The 12,464-nt window shown below is 34.1% G+C and carries 25 protein-coding genes and 1 pseudogene; all 26 read right to left on the bottom strand.

Features of this window, described 5'->3' with window-relative positions; translation table 11 throughout:
* Positions 1-5 precede the first annotated feature (5 nt).
* A complete protein-coding gene (locus CDV25_RS00395; RefSeq protein ID WP_034552011.1) occupies positions 6-995 on the bottom strand; it encodes a DNA-directed RNA polymerase subunit alpha in 990 nt (329 codons plus the stop codon).
* 20 nt (positions 996-1,015) lie between these two features.
* A complete protein-coding gene (rpsD, locus tag CDV25_RS00390; RefSeq protein WP_108910290.1) occupies positions 1,016-1,642 on the bottom strand; it encodes a 30S ribosomal protein S4 in 627 nt (208 codons plus the stop codon).
* 9 nt (positions 1,643-1,651) lie between these two features.
* Complete coding sequence (gene rpsK, locus CDV25_RS00385; protein ID WP_108910289.1) at positions 1,652-2,044, bottom strand: 30S ribosomal protein S11; 393 nt, start codon at positions 2,042-2,044, stop codon at positions 1,652-1,654.
* Between the two features lie 9 nt (positions 2,045-2,053).
* On the bottom strand, positions 2,054-2,422 hold the full coding sequence (rpsM, locus tag CDV25_RS00380; protein WP_034552017.1) for a 30S ribosomal protein S13: 369 nt from the start codon (positions 2,420-2,422) through the stop codon (positions 2,054-2,056).
* Positions 2,423-2,434: 12 nt separating this feature from the next.
* A complete protein-coding gene (gene rpmJ, locus CDV25_RS00375) occupies positions 2,435-2,548 on the bottom strand; it encodes a 50S ribosomal protein L36 (protein WP_005022299.1) in 114 nt (37 codons plus the stop codon).
* A gap of 217 nt (positions 2,549-2,765) precedes the next feature.
* On the bottom strand, positions 2,766-2,984 hold the full coding sequence (gene infA, locus CDV25_RS00370; protein WP_034552019.1) for a translation initiation factor IF-1: 219 nt from the start codon (positions 2,982-2,984) through the stop codon (positions 2,766-2,768).
* A 2-nt stretch (positions 2,985-2,986) separates the two neighbouring features.
* Positions 2,987-3,745, bottom strand: a complete 759-nt coding sequence (gene map, locus CDV25_RS00365; RefSeq protein WP_108910288.1) for a type I methionyl aminopeptidase — start codon at positions 3,743-3,745, stop codon at positions 2,987-2,989.
* Positions 3,745-5,003, bottom strand: a pseudogene (gene secY / locus CDV25_RS00360) (preprotein translocase subunit SecY). The gene map and the pseudogene secY overlap by 1 nt, the downstream one beginning before the upstream one ends.
* The gene (rplO, locus tag CDV25_RS00355; protein ID WP_108910287.1) at positions 5,003-5,404 is read right to left on the bottom strand and encodes a 50S ribosomal protein L15; all 402 of its coding nucleotides are present in this window, start codon (positions 5,402-5,404) and stop codon (positions 5,003-5,005) included. Before rplO ends, secY begins: the two are co-directional and overlap by 1 nt.
* A 10-nt stretch (positions 5,405-5,414) precedes the next feature.
* Positions 5,415-5,855 carry a 30S ribosomal protein S5 gene (rpsE, locus tag CDV25_RS00350; RefSeq protein ID WP_034552029.1) on the bottom strand — a complete coding sequence of 147 codons (441 nt, stop codon included), beginning with the start codon at positions 5,853-5,855 and terminating at the stop codon, positions 5,415-5,417.
* An 8-nt stretch (positions 5,856-5,863) separates the two neighbouring features.
* On the bottom strand, positions 5,864-6,220 hold the full coding sequence (gene rplR / locus CDV25_RS00345) for a 50S ribosomal protein L18 (RefSeq protein ID WP_108910286.1): 357 nt from the start codon (positions 6,218-6,220) through the stop codon (positions 5,864-5,866).
* 9 nt (positions 6,221-6,229) lie between these two features.
* Positions 6,230-6,766, bottom strand: coding sequence for a 50S ribosomal protein L6 (gene rplF / locus CDV25_RS00340; protein WP_108910285.1), 537 nt, complete (start codon positions 6,764-6,766; stop codon positions 6,230-6,232).
* Between the two features lie 9 nt (positions 6,767-6,775).
* Positions 6,776-7,171, bottom strand: a complete 396-nt coding sequence (rpsH, locus tag CDV25_RS00335) for a 30S ribosomal protein S8 (RefSeq protein ID WP_108910284.1) — start codon at positions 7,169-7,171, stop codon at positions 6,776-6,778.
* A 10-nt stretch (positions 7,172-7,181) separates the two neighbouring features.
* A complete protein-coding gene (locus CDV25_RS00330) occupies positions 7,182-7,367 on the bottom strand; it encodes a type Z 30S ribosomal protein S14 (protein WP_034552038.1) in 186 nt (61 codons plus the stop codon).
* Positions 7,360-7,914 (bottom strand): 50S ribosomal protein L5, encoded by a 555-nt coding sequence (gene rplE / locus CDV25_RS00325; protein ID WP_034552040.1) that lies wholly within the window; start codon positions 7,912-7,914, stop codon positions 7,360-7,362. Before rplE ends, CDV25_RS00330 begins: the two co-directional genes overlap by 8 nt.
* A 3-nt stretch (positions 7,915-7,917) precedes the next feature.
* Complete coding sequence (rplX, locus tag CDV25_RS00320; RefSeq protein WP_034552042.1) at positions 7,918-8,148, bottom strand: 50S ribosomal protein L24; 231 nt, start codon at positions 8,146-8,148, stop codon at positions 7,918-7,920.
* The gene (rplN, locus tag CDV25_RS00315) at positions 8,148-8,516 is read right to left on the bottom strand and encodes a 50S ribosomal protein L14 (protein WP_034552044.1); all 369 of its coding nucleotides are present in this window, start codon (positions 8,514-8,516) and stop codon (positions 8,148-8,150) included. The genes rplX and rplN overlap by 1 nt, the downstream gene beginning before the upstream one ends.
* Entirely contained in the window at positions 8,513-8,779 is a 267-nt protein-coding gene (gene rpsQ / locus CDV25_RS00310; RefSeq protein WP_034552047.1) for a 30S ribosomal protein S17, read from the bottom strand. The genes rplN and rpsQ overlap by 4 nt, the downstream gene beginning before the upstream one ends.
* Entirely contained in the window at positions 8,776-8,973 is a 198-nt protein-coding gene (gene rpmC, locus CDV25_RS00305) for a 50S ribosomal protein L29 (RefSeq protein WP_108910283.1), read from the bottom strand. The genes rpsQ and rpmC overlap by 4 nt, the downstream gene beginning before the upstream one ends.
* Positions 8,960-9,385, bottom strand: a complete 426-nt coding sequence (gene rplP, locus CDV25_RS00300; RefSeq protein ID WP_034552051.1) for a 50S ribosomal protein L16 — start codon at positions 9,383-9,385, stop codon at positions 8,960-8,962. Before rplP ends, rpmC begins: the two co-directional genes overlap by 14 nt.
* 2 nt (positions 9,386-9,387) lie before the next feature.
* Positions 9,388-10,092 carry a 30S ribosomal protein S3 gene (gene rpsC / locus CDV25_RS00295; RefSeq protein WP_034552053.1) on the bottom strand — a complete coding sequence of 235 codons (705 nt, stop codon included), beginning with the start codon at positions 10,090-10,092 and terminating at the stop codon, positions 9,388-9,390.
* Positions 10,092-10,421: a 50S ribosomal protein L22 gene (gene rplV, locus CDV25_RS00290; RefSeq protein ID WP_108910282.1), complete on the bottom strand. Its 330-nt coding sequence runs from the start codon at positions 10,419-10,421 to the stop codon at positions 10,092-10,094. Before rplV ends, rpsC begins: the two co-directional genes overlap by 1 nt.
* 9 nt (positions 10,422-10,430) lie before the next feature.
* Positions 10,431-10,712 carry a 30S ribosomal protein S19 gene (rpsS, locus tag CDV25_RS00285; protein WP_108910281.1) on the bottom strand — a complete coding sequence of 94 codons (282 nt, stop codon included), beginning with the start codon at positions 10,710-10,712 and terminating at the stop codon, positions 10,431-10,433.
* A gap of 10 nt (positions 10,713-10,722) precedes the next feature.
* On the bottom strand, positions 10,723-11,550 hold the full coding sequence (gene rplB / locus CDV25_RS00280) for a 50S ribosomal protein L2 (RefSeq protein ID WP_034552061.1): 828 nt from the start codon (positions 11,548-11,550) through the stop codon (positions 10,723-10,725).
* A 10-nt stretch (positions 11,551-11,560) separates the two neighbouring features.
* The gene (locus tag CDV25_RS00275; protein ID WP_034552063.1) at positions 11,561-11,842 is read right to left on the bottom strand and encodes a 50S ribosomal protein L23; all 282 of its coding nucleotides are present in this window, start codon (positions 11,840-11,842) and stop codon (positions 11,561-11,563) included.
* A 2-nt stretch (positions 11,843-11,844) separates the two neighbouring features.
* A complete protein-coding gene (gene rplD / locus CDV25_RS00270; RefSeq protein WP_034552065.1) occupies positions 11,845-12,459 on the bottom strand; it encodes a 50S ribosomal protein L4 in 615 nt (204 codons plus the stop codon).
* Between the last annotated feature and the right edge of the window lie 5 nt (positions 12,460-12,464).

Genomic DNA, 12,464 nt, shown 5'->3' with positions numbered 1-12,464 from the left:
TAATTTTAGTTAGAAAATTTTTTCTTAAGACGTAGGGCTAGATCTTTAGAAATTGGTTTATTCACTGGATAGCCTAATTCATCAAGTTTCATTGTAATTTCATCTAAAGACTTTTTACCTAAATTTTTAATATTTTTAATTTGATCTTCACTTAATAACACCAATTCACCTAAATAACGAATCCCTGACCTATCTAAACAATTAAAACATCTTGCACTAAAATTCAAACTATCGATACTTTGCAAGAGTGTTTTTATCTCAGGAATATCCTCTTCTCCATCACTAACCTCTGAAACTTCTATATTAAGCTCTGAATTAAAAATCGCCATTTGTCTATGCATAACACTTAACGCATTTTTAAAAGCAGTCAAAGGCTCTACTTGTCCATCGGTTTGAATATCAAAAATTACCTTTTCATAATTAGGATCATCTTCTAAAAGAATATTCTCTGTAGTATAAGTAACATTTGTAACGGGCGTAAAATATGCGTCTAATGCCATAAATCCCTCTGGAACATCTGGTCGTATATCTTCACTAGCTACATAACCAATTCCCTTACGAATAATGATAGAAAAATTAAGTGATGCATCTTCATTAATAGTTGCTAAATGTGTATCTGGAGTAACAATATCAATGGTATCATTTTCCAAATCTGCACCTGTAATAACTCTTGGTCCAGTGAATTTATAATCTATAGTAATGCTTTCTTGATCATCTTTAGTTTTAAAACGAATCGCCTTAAGATTAACGATAAAATGTGAAACATCTTCCACTACACCACGAATAGAATCAAACTCATGTGCCACTCCTGCTATTTTAAGTGCTATTGGGGCACTACCAACAGAGCTTCCAAGCAATAATCTTCGCAATGGATGTGCTAAAGTAATTGCATATCCAAATTCAAAGGGATATGCACTAATTTGAACTCTATTTAAACCAATTTCTTTAACTTCAATCTTTGTTGGCACATGAGGAGAAATTTTGATACTTTTCATACTAACACCTTCTTTAAGTATTATTTAGAATATAACTCGACAATGAGCCTCTCTTCAATAGGAATAACCACCTCTTCTCTCTCTGGTAATCGTGTAAAGATTCCAAAAACCTTTTCTACATCCACATCAACCCAAGGGACAATACCCGTTTGTTTAGTTAATTCAATAGCTCTTTGGACTTGGGGATTATTCTTAGTTTTTTCACAAATTTCAATCTTTTGTCCAATATGCACAAAAGCTGAAGGAATATCAAGTCTCTTACCATCTACTAATACATGCCCATGCACCACTAATTGTCTTGCAAATCTTCTAGTAGTTGCAAATCCCATTCTATAAACAACATTATCTAATCTTCTCTCAATAAGCTTAATGAGATTCTCCCCTGTATTCCCTTGCAACCTATTAGCCTCAACAAACATTGCACGAAATTGTTTTTCAGAGACTCCATACATCATTTTTGCTTTTTGCTTTTCACGTAGCTGAATCCCATATTCAGAAATTTTACCTCTTCTTTGTCCGTGTTGTCCAGGACCATAAGGACGCTTATCTAATGCACTTTTTCCTGCCAATCTTCTTTCGCCCTTTAAGGCAAGACTAACACCAAATCTTCTCTCAATCTTTTCTACAGGACCTCTATATCTAGCCATATCTTCTCCTTAGACTCTTCTTCTTTTTGGAGCACGACAACCATTGTGTGGCAATGGAGTAACATCCTTAAACCATAAAACTTTAATTCCCTCTATGCTTCCTAAACTTTTTACAGCAGTTTCTCGACCGCTTCCTGGACCTTGTATTTTTACTCCAAGCTCTTTAATTCCGTGCTCTTTTGCCTTAGCTACAGCATCTTCAACCGCCTGTTGTGCCGCATAAGGAGTAGATTTTTTACTTCCTTTAAACCCTAATGCACCTGCGGTACTCCAACAAATAACATTACCCATCTCATCAGTGATTGTTACACTAGTATTATTAAATGCTGCAGAAATATGTATAATACCCCTTGCTATATTTTTCTTAACTGCTCTTTTTTTATTAATATTTCTCTTAGCCATTTTTACCCCTTATTTTGATGCACTACCAACAGTTTTTCTTTTACCTTTTCGTGTTCTAGCATTATTTTTTGTTGTCTGCCCACGAACAGGAAGTCCTTTACGATGTCTTAATCCACGATAGTTCCCTAAATCCATAAGAGCCTTAATATCCATTGTAACTTTCTTGCGCAAATCACCCTCTACGATATGGTTTGTTTGAATTTCTTTTGCAATTTTTGAAATTTCATCCTCACCAAGGTCTTGAACCCTTTTATCATAAGAGATATTTACAGCCTTTAAAATATCTCTTGCACTCTTTAAACCAATACCATAAATATAGGTTAAAGCATATTCTATTCTCTTTTTTTTGGGTAAATCAACACCAGCAATTCTCGCCATTCTTATTCCTTTTTATCCTTGTCTTTGTTTATGTTTTGGATTCTCGCAAATTACTCGAATCACACCTTTTCTCTTAATAACCTTACACTTGTCGCACATTTTTTTGACAGAGGGTCTAACTTTCATAATCTATTCCCTACCTTAAAATATAAAATCTCTCATTTAAGAATCTAAAATTTATTTTTGAATCGCTCTAAAAGTGCTTCCTAATTATTCATTAGACATTGAGTTTATAGTCCTCAAAAGGCTTATTCATCACCCAAACGACTATGCAAACGCAATTGAAAAAATCACATTAAATTTGCAAATAAAGCCTAAATTATAGAAAAAATCCTATTAAAATCTACTTATACCGAAAAGTAATTCTACCTTTATCAAGACTATAAGGGGTTAGTTCAATTTTCACCTTATCCCCTTGTAGAATTTTAATATAATGCATCCGCATTCTTCCTGCAATATGGCATAAAATAATATGCCCATTCTCTAATTCAACCCTAAAAGTTGCATTTGGCAAAGCCTCACGAACAATTCCATCGACTTCAATCACATCATCTTTTGCCACTCTCATTCCTTTGATAAAATTTCTGCTTTTCCATTAATCACTGCCACTGTATGTTCATAATGACTACCTCGCATACCATCACTAGAAACAACACTCCATTGATCCTCTAATATCTTTGGCTGCCCTTCTTTTTGGCAAATCATAGGTTCAATGCAAAATACCATTCCTTCTTTAATCTTATCGCCTTGTTTAGCCTTTTTGCCCTCTAGATAATTTGGTATTTCTGGTGCCTCGTGAGGTTTCCTCCCAATTCCATGACCACAAAAACCAAGCAAAGGCACATAACCATAATCCAAAATAAAATCCTCTAGCAAGCCACTTAATTCCTTGAAATGCATTCCTGCTTTGATTTGACTAATAGCAAAATAAAGTGCATCTTTAGAACAAGCAATAAGTCGCTCATCCTCTTCAGATATATTACCGATTCCGCAAGTAATAGCCGCATCACCAAACCAACCATTAAATTCCACACCAATATCAAGCCCTACAATATCACCCTCTTTTAAGGTGTATTCATTAGGCACACCGTGGATAATCACCTCATTAACCGAAGTGCATACAGAACCACTAAATCCATATAATCCCTTAAAAGAAGGTTTTCCTCCACAAGAGCGGATAAACTTCTCCCCCATATCATCAATCTCTTTAAGCGTAATGCCTGGTTTTAGTTGAGCTTTAAGGTGATTAAGTGTCTTAGCTACAATTTTACTTGCTGCTGCAATGGATTGAATTTCTGAAGCCTTACGAATCGCAATAGCCATCACAAACCAACCGCACTTAGAGTTTTATATTTATTCATATAAACTTGTGCTTCTATTTTTCTCATTGTATCAATAGCAACTTGCACGACAATTAAAACAGTAGTTCCCCCAAAATAAAAAGGGATTCCAGAAGCTTTTACTAAAACCCAAGGCAAAGTAGCAATGATAGCTAAATACAAAGAACCCCAAAAAGTTAATTTATTAGCAATACTTGTTAGAAAGTTTGCCGTTCCCTCACCAGGTCTAATGCCGGGTATAAAACCACCTTGTCTCTTTAAATTTTCTGAAATATCTTTAGCATTAAAAATAATAGATGCGTAAAAATAAGCAAAGAAAATCACAAAAAAGAACATCAAGACATTATAAAGATAACCATTAGGATTGAGATAATCTGCAATTTCAATCACAACACTATTAGAAGAGGATTGCAAAATAGTAGCAGGAAACATCAAAATAGCAGAAGCAAAAATTGGGGGATAACCCCGCTAAGATTCATCTTAATAGGAATATAATTCATTATCCTTTTATCTTGATTTTGCATTACTACCCTTCTTGAATAAGAGACTGGAATTCTCCGCTCTCCTAATTCAACAAAAATAATACAACCCACTGTTAAGACAATAATCACAGCAATAAATAATAAAGCAAACCAACTAATTTGATTAGTATTGACTAAATTAAATGTCCCAGCAATAGCACTTGGTATGCCAGAAACAATGCCAGCAAAAATAATAAGACTAATACCATTTCCAACGCCCCTTTGGGTAATTTGCTCACCTATCCACATTAATAACATTGTCCCACAAAGCATAGAAATAGCAGAAATAACAATAAAAGTATTCATATCAATCATAATAGCACCATTAGCTCCTGTCCCTAAACTTCTTAAACCGATAGAAACCCCTACTGCTTGAATTAAAGTAATTACAATTGTAAGATAACGAATAATTTGCATATACTTTTGCATACCATCACGTTCTTTTTTCATCTTTCCTAAATTTGGAAAAGTAGCCGCTAAAAGCTCCATAATAATAGAAGCCGTAATATAGGGCATAATCCCAAGCGAAATAATGCTTAAACGTTCCACAGCATTGCCACTAAACATATTAAATAAACCTAATGCATTAGTGGCATTATGCTCAAAGAAAGACTTAATAACCATCGTATCAACACCTGGAACGGGAACATAAGCTAAAACGCGATACAGAAAAAGAAAGCCTAAAGTAATAAGAATCTTATTTACAATTACTTTATTCATTATTTCTGTCCGCTTGTTAAGATTCTCTTATCTTTAATTTTAGATACAAGGTTTCTAGCCTCTTTGCCTATTAATTTAATTCTTGTGATATAAGAAGGAAATTTATAAACACTCCTAATGCTTTCAAAAGTAATTTCATTTAAATCATTGATGGCTTTAACCTTTTGGACATTAATAACATAAGGTTTAACCACTCTACTTGTAAAACCAATTTTTGGTAATCTTCTTTGCAAAGGTTGCTGACCACCTTCAAAGCCTCTTTTTTGTTTAGAGCCTGTCCTTGCAGTCTGTCCTTTACCTCCTCTTGTAGAGGTTTTACCCATACCACTGCCTTGACCACGTCCAACTCTTTTTATTTTCTTTACACTACCTTTTGCGGGTGCTAAATTTTCTAATGCCATTATTTCTCCCTTATACCTTTACTTTAGAAAGGGCATCAATAGTTGCACGAACAACATTATAAGGATTGTTTGAACCTAGAGATTTTGTCAAAATATCTTTAATCCCCGCCATTTCTAAAACTGGACGCACTGATCCACCTGCAATAACTCCTGTTCCCTCACTTGCTGGCTTAAGTAAAATAATACTTGAATTATATTTTTGTTGCACATCGTGTGCTATGGTTGTGCCTTTAATATTAATTTTAATAATATTTTTAAAAGCATCATCAATAGCCTTTTTAATAGCATCAGGAACTTCTTTTGCTTTCCCAAGCCCAAATCCAACTAAGCCTTCTTTATTCCCTACTACAACTAAAGCATTAAAACGGAATCTACGACCCCCTTTTACTACTTTTGTTACACGTCCAATATTTACAACAACTTCTTTAAAATCTTCTCTATTGATTTCCATATTATCCCCTACAAACTAATTCCGCTCTCACGAAGAGAATCCGCAAAACTTGCAACAACTCCGTGATATAAATAACCATTCCTATCAAAAACTACTTCTGCAACATTTATCTTTTTTAAATTATCCGCTAAAGCAATAGCAATTTTTTTCACATCTTCTTTATTGTTTTTTAAACCCATTTTTTTACCATCCACACTTGCTAAAGTTATACCCTTAATATCATCAATAGCTTGTGCATAAAAATATCTATTAGAGCGAAAGATACTTAATCTAGGAATATTAGCATTACCAAATATTTGGGAGCGGATTCTTAATTTTCTTTTTAATCTTAAACTTCTTTTTTTCTTAATAATCTTATCTGTCATAATCTATCCTTATTTTTTAGAAGTTTTTCCAGCTTTACGAATAATGCGTTCATCAATGTATTTCACACCCTTACCCTTATAAGGTTCTGGGGGTCTAAATTCTCTAATTTCCGCAGCAATTTGCCCAATTTGTTGCTTATCAGAACCTTTGATAACCACTAAGTTTTTATCAACACTAATTTCAACACCCTCTGGAATATCATAATTAATAGGATGAGAAAAACCAAGTGCAAGTTCTAAAACTTTACCTTTAATGGCTGCTTTATAACCAACGCCATTAATTTCTAATTGCTTAGTAAAGCCCTCTGTTAAACCAACTACAATATTATTTGCTAAGGCTCTATAAGTTCCCCAATAAGCTCTAGCTTGTGCATTTTCTCCATTGAGTGAAAAAGTTAATTCGTTTTCTTTATGGGTAATACCAACACGACCATAAGTTTCCAACTCTTTGGTAAGTTTTGCACCCTTAAAAACTATTTTGCTTCCTTCAATGCTAACTTGAATATTATTAGGAATGCTAATAGGCTTTTTTCCAACTCTTGACATTTAAAACTCCTACCAAATACTGCAAAGGGCTTCACCACCCACATTTGCTTTATACGCTTCATCATTTGCAATAACACCTTTGCTAGTGCTAACAACAATAGTCCCATAACCATTTTTAAAACGCTTTAATGCATCTTTACCTTTATAGACACGTCTTCCAGGCTTCGAAATACGGGTTATTTCATTAATAACAGAATAACCTTTCTCATCATATTTTAAAACAACATTAATAGATTGCTTTTTATTCTGCTCTATTACCTTATAACCTTCAATAAAACCTTTTGCTTGAAAAACTTCTAAAATTGATACTACAATTTTGGCATAATATAAAGTGGTAGTATCTAATCGCCTCATACTAGCATTCCGTATTCTTGTTAATGAATCTGCAATAATATCATTTACCATATTCTTCCCTTTACCAACTTGCTTTTCTAAGTCCTGGTATTAAACCCTCATTTCCCATCTTACGAAGACAGACACGGCAAACACCAAAATCCCTATAAACAGAATGTGGTCTCCCACAAATAGAACATCTCGTATAAGCTCTAACTTTGAATTTAGGCTTCCTATTAGCCTTTGCAATCATTGATTTTTTAGCCATTTATTCTTCCTTTTGCAAAAGGTAAGCCAAAAGATTCTAAAAGTTTAAAGGCTTCTTTATCATTTGTTGTTGAAGTAACAAAAGTGATATTCATACCGTGGCTTACCATAATATCATCATACACAACCTCTGGAAAAATTAATTGTTCATTGACGCCAAAATTATAATTTCCTCTACCATCAAAACCATTTCTAGAAATGCCTCTAAAGTCTTTAACCCTAGGTAAAGCAACAACGATTAATTTTTCTAAAAAATTATACATTTGATTACCCCTTAAAGTTACTTTTACACCCATTGGCATTCCCTCACGGATTTTAAATCCCGCAACAGATTTCTTAGCAATGGTAATAACAGCCTTTTGTCCAGCCACTAAAGAAATAGTATCTGCAATATTTTGCATAATTTTAGTATCTTTAGCGTATTCTCCAGCACCAACACTAATAACAATTTTCTCTAACTTAGGTAGTAACATAGGATTTTTGATATTTAATTCTTCTAAAAGCTTCTTTTTAATTTCATTTTTATAGGCGGCTTTTAATTGATACATAGACTATTCCTCCGCTTTTTTAACATTTGAAATATGAATAGGCATTTCCTTTTGAATAAAACCGCCTTTTGGGTTTTTATCGCTTGGTTTAATAGCCTTTTTCACTACTTTACAACCTTCAACAAGAACCTTAGAAGTTTTAGGAAAAACACGCAAAATCTTTGCTTTTTTACCCTTATCATCTCCAGCAATAATCTCTACCATATCACCTTTTTTAATCCTGCATTTGACCATTATAATACCTCCGGTGCTAAGGATACAATTTTCATAAAATTAGCATAACGAATCTCTCTTCCAACGGGTCCAAAAATACGCGTTCCAATAGGCTCTCTTTTGCTATCTAAAATTACTGCTGCATTATCATCAAATCGGATAAGTGCCCCATCTTCTCTATGCAATTCTTTTTTAGTGCGGACAACCACAGCTTTTACAACTTGTCCTTTTTTAACCTTACCATTTGGAAGTGCTTTTTTTACAGAAGCTACGATAATATCCCCAACGGTTGCATACCTTCTTTTACTTCCACCTAATACTTTAATACACATAACTTCTTTTGCACCACTATTATCGGCAACATTTAATCGTGTAAAACTTTGAATCATAATTCAACTCCTACAGATACTACTTTATGAAGTGTAAAAGCTTTTCTTTTAGATAATGGCTTACATTCAATAGCCTCAATCACATCACCTACTTTTACACTATTATTTTCATCATGAACAATATAACGTTTAAATCTTTTAACAATTTTTCTATATTTTGGGTGAATCACGCGTCTCTCGACTAAAACAGTAACACTTTTATCACCAGATTTAGTAGCAACCTTTCCTATAATAATCCTTTTATGTGGTTGTGTATCACTCATACTTCTACCCTCCTTTTGCTATTAAGAGCAGTTTTGATTCTTGCAATATCTTTTTTAGCTACCCTTATCTCATTAGAATTTGTAAGTTGCATAGTTTTTAACTTTAATCTTAATTCAAATAAAAGAGATTCTTTCTCTTTTAAAAGTTTTAATAACTCTGTGGTATCTTTTTGATTAATCTCAGTATATTTCATTTTCACCCTCTCTAGTTACTATTTTTGTTTTAAAAGGGAGTTTGCTCTGTGCCAAAGATAAAGCATTTCTTGCTAAAGCTTCATCTACGCTACCCATTTCATAAATAATTCTACCGGGTTTAATATTCATAACCCATTTATCAACAGCACCTTTACCTTTACCCATACGAGTTTCAAGAGGTTTAGCGGTTAAAGGCTTATCAGGAAAAACACGAATCCAAACCATACCTGACCTTTTCGTCGCACGAGTCATAGCAATACGCGCTGCTTCAATCTGTCGTGAATCAATTCTACCATGCTCAATAGCCTTAATCCCAAATTCACCAAATGCTAAGGAAGTTCCACGAGATGCTTTTCCTCTATTTCTTCCTTTCATTTGTTTTCTATATTTTGTTTTCTTTGGCATCAACATAGTTATTTCCCCCTTCTCTTTCTTGTAGAGCGAGTTTTTTCTTCGCCCTCTTCAGTTTGCTTCTCTACTTGGATTCCCTTTTGCAAAACTTCACCTTTAAAAACCCAAACCTTTACACCAATATTTCCATAAGTCGTTAAAGCTTCAGCAAAACCATAATCAATTTTAGCCCTCAGAGTATGAAGAGGAATTCTTCCCTCCATATACCATTCTGTCCTTGCCATTTCAGCACCTGCTAAACGCCCAGAAACCCTAACCTTAATACCTTTTGCACCGGATTTCATTGCACTTTGCATAACTTTTTTCATTGCTCGACGAAACGCTACTCTTCTTTCAAGCTGCGTTGCTACACTTTCAGCAACTAATTGTGCATTGCTTTGGGGCTTCTTAACCTCTTTAATATTAATAAAAACATCTTTATTAACAATTTTTTTAAGAGAATCTTTAAGCTTCTCAACATCTGCACCTTTTTTACCAATGATAATTCCCGGTCTTGCAGCGACAACCGTTACGCGAATCTTCCTTGCGGTTCTTTCAACTAAAATATCACTTACACCTGCATAATAAAGCTCTTTTTTTAAAAATTTTCTAATTTTATGATCTTCTGCAATATTTTGCGGAGCACTTGTAAATGATGGAAACCAACGGGATTCCCAATTTCTGTTGATTCCAAGTCTTAAACCAATTGGATTAACTTTTTGACCCATTACTTATCCTTATTTTTTTGTGCTACTTCCACAAAAATATGTGAAGTAGGCTTTCGAATTGGAGTTGCTCTACCTCTTGCCCTTGGTGTGAAACGTCTAAGCACAGGACCCGCATCTACCCTACAAGAAGAGACAACAACATTTTCAGCCTCATAACCACCATTAGCAACGGCAGAGGCAATCACTTTAGAAATAACTCTTGCAGCCTTATTTGGCATAAATTCTAAAGAAGCAATTGCTAATTCAGCATTCATTCCTTGAATTTCTCTTGCAATTAATCGTGCCTTTGTAGGAGAAAGGCGAATATATCTTAATAATGCTTTACTCATCCTATCCCCCTACTTACCAATTTTCTTTTGGACACTTCCTTTGTGTCCTTTGAAAGTTCTAGTAGGTGCAAATTCTCCTAACTTATAGCCAACATGATTTTCTGTTACATATACAGGAACAAAAGCTCTTCCATTATGAACATTAAAAGTAAATCCGATCATTTCAGGAATAATTGTGCTTCTACGTGACCATGTTTTTATCGGTTTATTCTCTTTTGCTTCTTTTGCTTTGATAACTTTTTTCATCAAATGCGTATCAACAAAAGGACCTTTTTTTATTGATCTAGCCATTTACTTTCCTTTATTTTTTTCTTCTTGAAATAATAAGCTTATCACTTGCTTTTTTTCTTCTTGTTTTATAGCCCTTTGCTGGCATACCCCAAGGAGAGACTGGATGCCCGCTAGAACCCGTTTTACCTTCACCACCACCATGTGGGTGATCAACAGGATTCATAGCACTTCCCCTTGTTTGAGGTCTAATGCCTAAATAACGATTACGTCCTGCCTTACCAATAGAGATATTAGCAAAATCTTCATTACCCACTACACCAATAGTTGCCATACATTCACCTAAAATATATCGCATCTCACCACTTGGCATTCTTAAAATAGAGTATTTACCCTCTCTACCCATAAGTTGAGCACTAGCACCTGCACTCCTTGCAAGTTGTCCTCCGGCTCCAGGGTGCATTTCAATATTATGCACAACCGTTCCAATAGGGATATTTTTAACCTTCATCGCATAGCCCAAACGAATATCTAGCCCACTCTCTGCAGAGATTACTTTATCACCCACATTTAAACCACTTGGCTGGATAATATACCGCTTATCGCCATCTTGATAAGTAATAAGAGCGATTCTACAATTCCTATAAGGATCATATTCTATAGCACTTACCTTACCTTCAACATTAAATTTATTACGTTTAAAGTCAATAATCCGATAAAGCTTTTTAGCCCCACCCTCTTTATGGCGACTTGTAATGCGTCCATTATTATTTCTACCTGCAGATACAGGAAGCTTTACTAATAACTTTCTTACACTAGGTTTAGCTGTGATATTTTCTGAGCTTAAATTACTCATAAATCTCCTGCTCGGAGTATAGGGTTTATAAGTTTTAATTGCCATTTTTTACTCCTTAAACCGCTAATGATTCAATTTTAGCACCTTCAGGAAGCTTGACATAAAACTTCTTGAAGTCATTTCTTTTACCAATAACACCACGAAACCTTTTAACCTTTCCTTCTTGTCTTAGAGAGTTAATCGATAAAGGAGTTACGCCAAAATATTCTTTAAAAACTTCTTTGAGTTGTGTTTTACTTATCTTTGGAGAGGTTTGCACCACCAAAACACTTTGTTCTTGTAGTTTTAAAGATTTTTCTGTATACATAATGGATTTTATATCTGTAATACTTGCCATTTTTAATCCTCTTTAGTAATGGATTCAAAAAGTGATTTTTCAATCACTATAGATTTAAATGTTGCTACCAAGTAAGCATTAAGCTCAACACCATCAATTAAATAACAATCCTTGATATTCCTAAATGCTAAAAATGTTTTTTCATCAAAAATTTTTGATACCAAAAGAATATTCCTTTGATTTAATGTTTTAAACATAGCATAAGCATCTTTTGTTTTACCACTTTCTATTTGAATTTTATCCACTACAAACAAACTACTATTATTAGCTTTTTCTTGTAAAGCATATTGCAAAGCAAGTTTTTTTTGTTTTTTATTGATTTTTAAATTGTAATTTCTATTATTGCTTGGACCATGAGCCACACCACCACCTACAAATACAGGCGAAGTAATGCTTCCAGCTCTTGCTCTACCGCCGCCTTTTTGACTCCAAGGTTTCTTGCCACCACCACTGACTTTACCACGGGTTTTTGCTAAAGCATTATTAGTCCGCAAAGAAGCTAAAAATGACTTCACATAAAGATAAAGATTGTGAGAATTGATGGTTTTATAACTTTCTGGTAATTCTACTTCCCCACTCTTGTTTAAATCTTTATTTAAAATAATTGCTTTACTCATTTCAC

This window comes from Helicobacter apodemus (assembly GCF_003097575.1).
Classification (GTDB): domain Bacteria; phylum Campylobacterota; class Campylobacteria; order Campylobacterales; family Helicobacteraceae; genus Helicobacter_D; species Helicobacter_D apodemus.
This window is presented reverse-complemented; position numbering and strand designations above follow the sequence as displayed.

Coding starts and splice junctions, on each gene's coding strand:
- CDV25_RS00395 (WP_034552011.1), bottom strand. CDS start 995: ATGAAAAGTATCAAAATTTCTCCTCATGTGCCAACAAAGATTGAAGTT.
- rpsD (WP_108910290.1), bottom strand. CDS start 1,642: ATGGCTAGATATAGAGGTCCTGTAGAAAAGATTGAGAGAAGATTTGGT.
- rpsK (WP_108910289.1), bottom strand. CDS start 2,044: ATGGCTAAGAGAAATATTAATAAAAAAAGAGCAGTTAAGAAAAATATA.
- rpsM (WP_034552017.1), bottom strand. CDS start 2,422: ATGGCGAGAATTGCTGGTGTTGATTTACCCAAAAAAAAGAGAATAGAA.
- rpmJ (WP_005022299.1), bottom strand. CDS start 2,548: ATGAAAGTTAGACCCTCTGTCAAAAAAATGTGCGACAAGTGTAAGGTT.
- map (WP_108910288.1), bottom strand. CDS start 3,745: ATGGCTATTGCGATTCGTAAGGCTTCAGAAATTCAATCCATTGCAGCA.
- rplO (WP_108910287.1), bottom strand. CDS start 5,404: ATGGCATTAGAAAATTTAGCACCCGCAAAAGGTAGTGTAAAGAAAATA.
- rpsE (WP_034552029.1), bottom strand. CDS start 5,855: ATGGAAATCAATAGAGAAGATTTTAAAGAAGTTGTTGTAAATATTGGA.
- rplR (WP_108910286.1), bottom strand. CDS start 6,220: ATGACAGATAAGATTATTAAGAAAAAAAGAAGTTTAAGATTAAAAAGA.
- rplF (WP_108910285.1), bottom strand. CDS start 6,766: ATGTCAAGAGTTGGAAAAAAGCCTATTAGCATTCCTAATAATATTCAA.
- rpsH (WP_108910284.1), bottom strand. CDS start 7,171: ATGGTAAATGATATTATTGCAGATTCATTAACAAGAATACGGAATGCT.
- CDV25_RS00330 (WP_034552038.1), bottom strand. CDS start 7,367: ATGGCTAAAAAATCAATGATTGCAAAGGCTAATAGGAAGCCTAAATTC.
- rplE (WP_034552040.1), bottom strand. CDS start 7,914: ATGTATCAATTAAAAGCCGCCTATAAAAATGAAATTAAAAAGAAGCTT.
- rplX (WP_034552042.1), bottom strand. CDS start 8,148: ATGGTCAAATGCAGGATTAAAAAAGGTGATATGGTAGAGATTATTGCT.
- rplN (WP_034552044.1), bottom strand. CDS start 8,516: ATGATTCAAAGTTTTACACGATTAAATGTTGCCGATAATAGTGGTGCA.
- rpsQ (WP_034552047.1), bottom strand. CDS start 8,779: ATGAGTGATACACAACCACATAAAAGGATTATTATAGGAAAGGTTGCT.
- rpmC (WP_108910283.1), bottom strand. CDS start 8,973: ATGAAATATACTGAGATTAATCAAAAAGATACCACAGAGTTATTAAAA.
- rplP (WP_034552051.1), bottom strand. CDS start 9,385: ATGTTGATGCCAAAGAAAACAAAATATAGAAAACAAATGAAAGGAAGA.
- rpsC (WP_034552053.1), bottom strand. CDS start 10,092: ATGGGTCAAAAAGTTAATCCAATTGGTTTAAGACTTGGAATCAACAGA.
- rplV (WP_108910282.1), bottom strand. CDS start 10,421: ATGAGTAAAGCATTATTAAGATATATTCGCCTTTCTCCTACAAAGGCA.
- rpsS (WP_108910281.1), bottom strand. CDS start 10,712: ATGGCTAGATCAATAAAAAAAGGTCCTTTTGTTGATACGCATTTGATG.
- rplB (WP_034552061.1), bottom strand. CDS start 11,550: ATGGCAATTAAAACTTATAAACCCTATACTCCGAGCAGGAGATTTATG.
- CDV25_RS00275 (WP_034552063.1), bottom strand. CDS start 11,842: ATGGCAAGTATTACAGATATAAAATCCATTATGTATACAGAAAAATCT.
- rplD (WP_034552065.1), bottom strand. CDS start 12,459: ATGAGTAAAGCAATTATTTTAAATAAAGATTTAAACAAGAGTGGGGAA.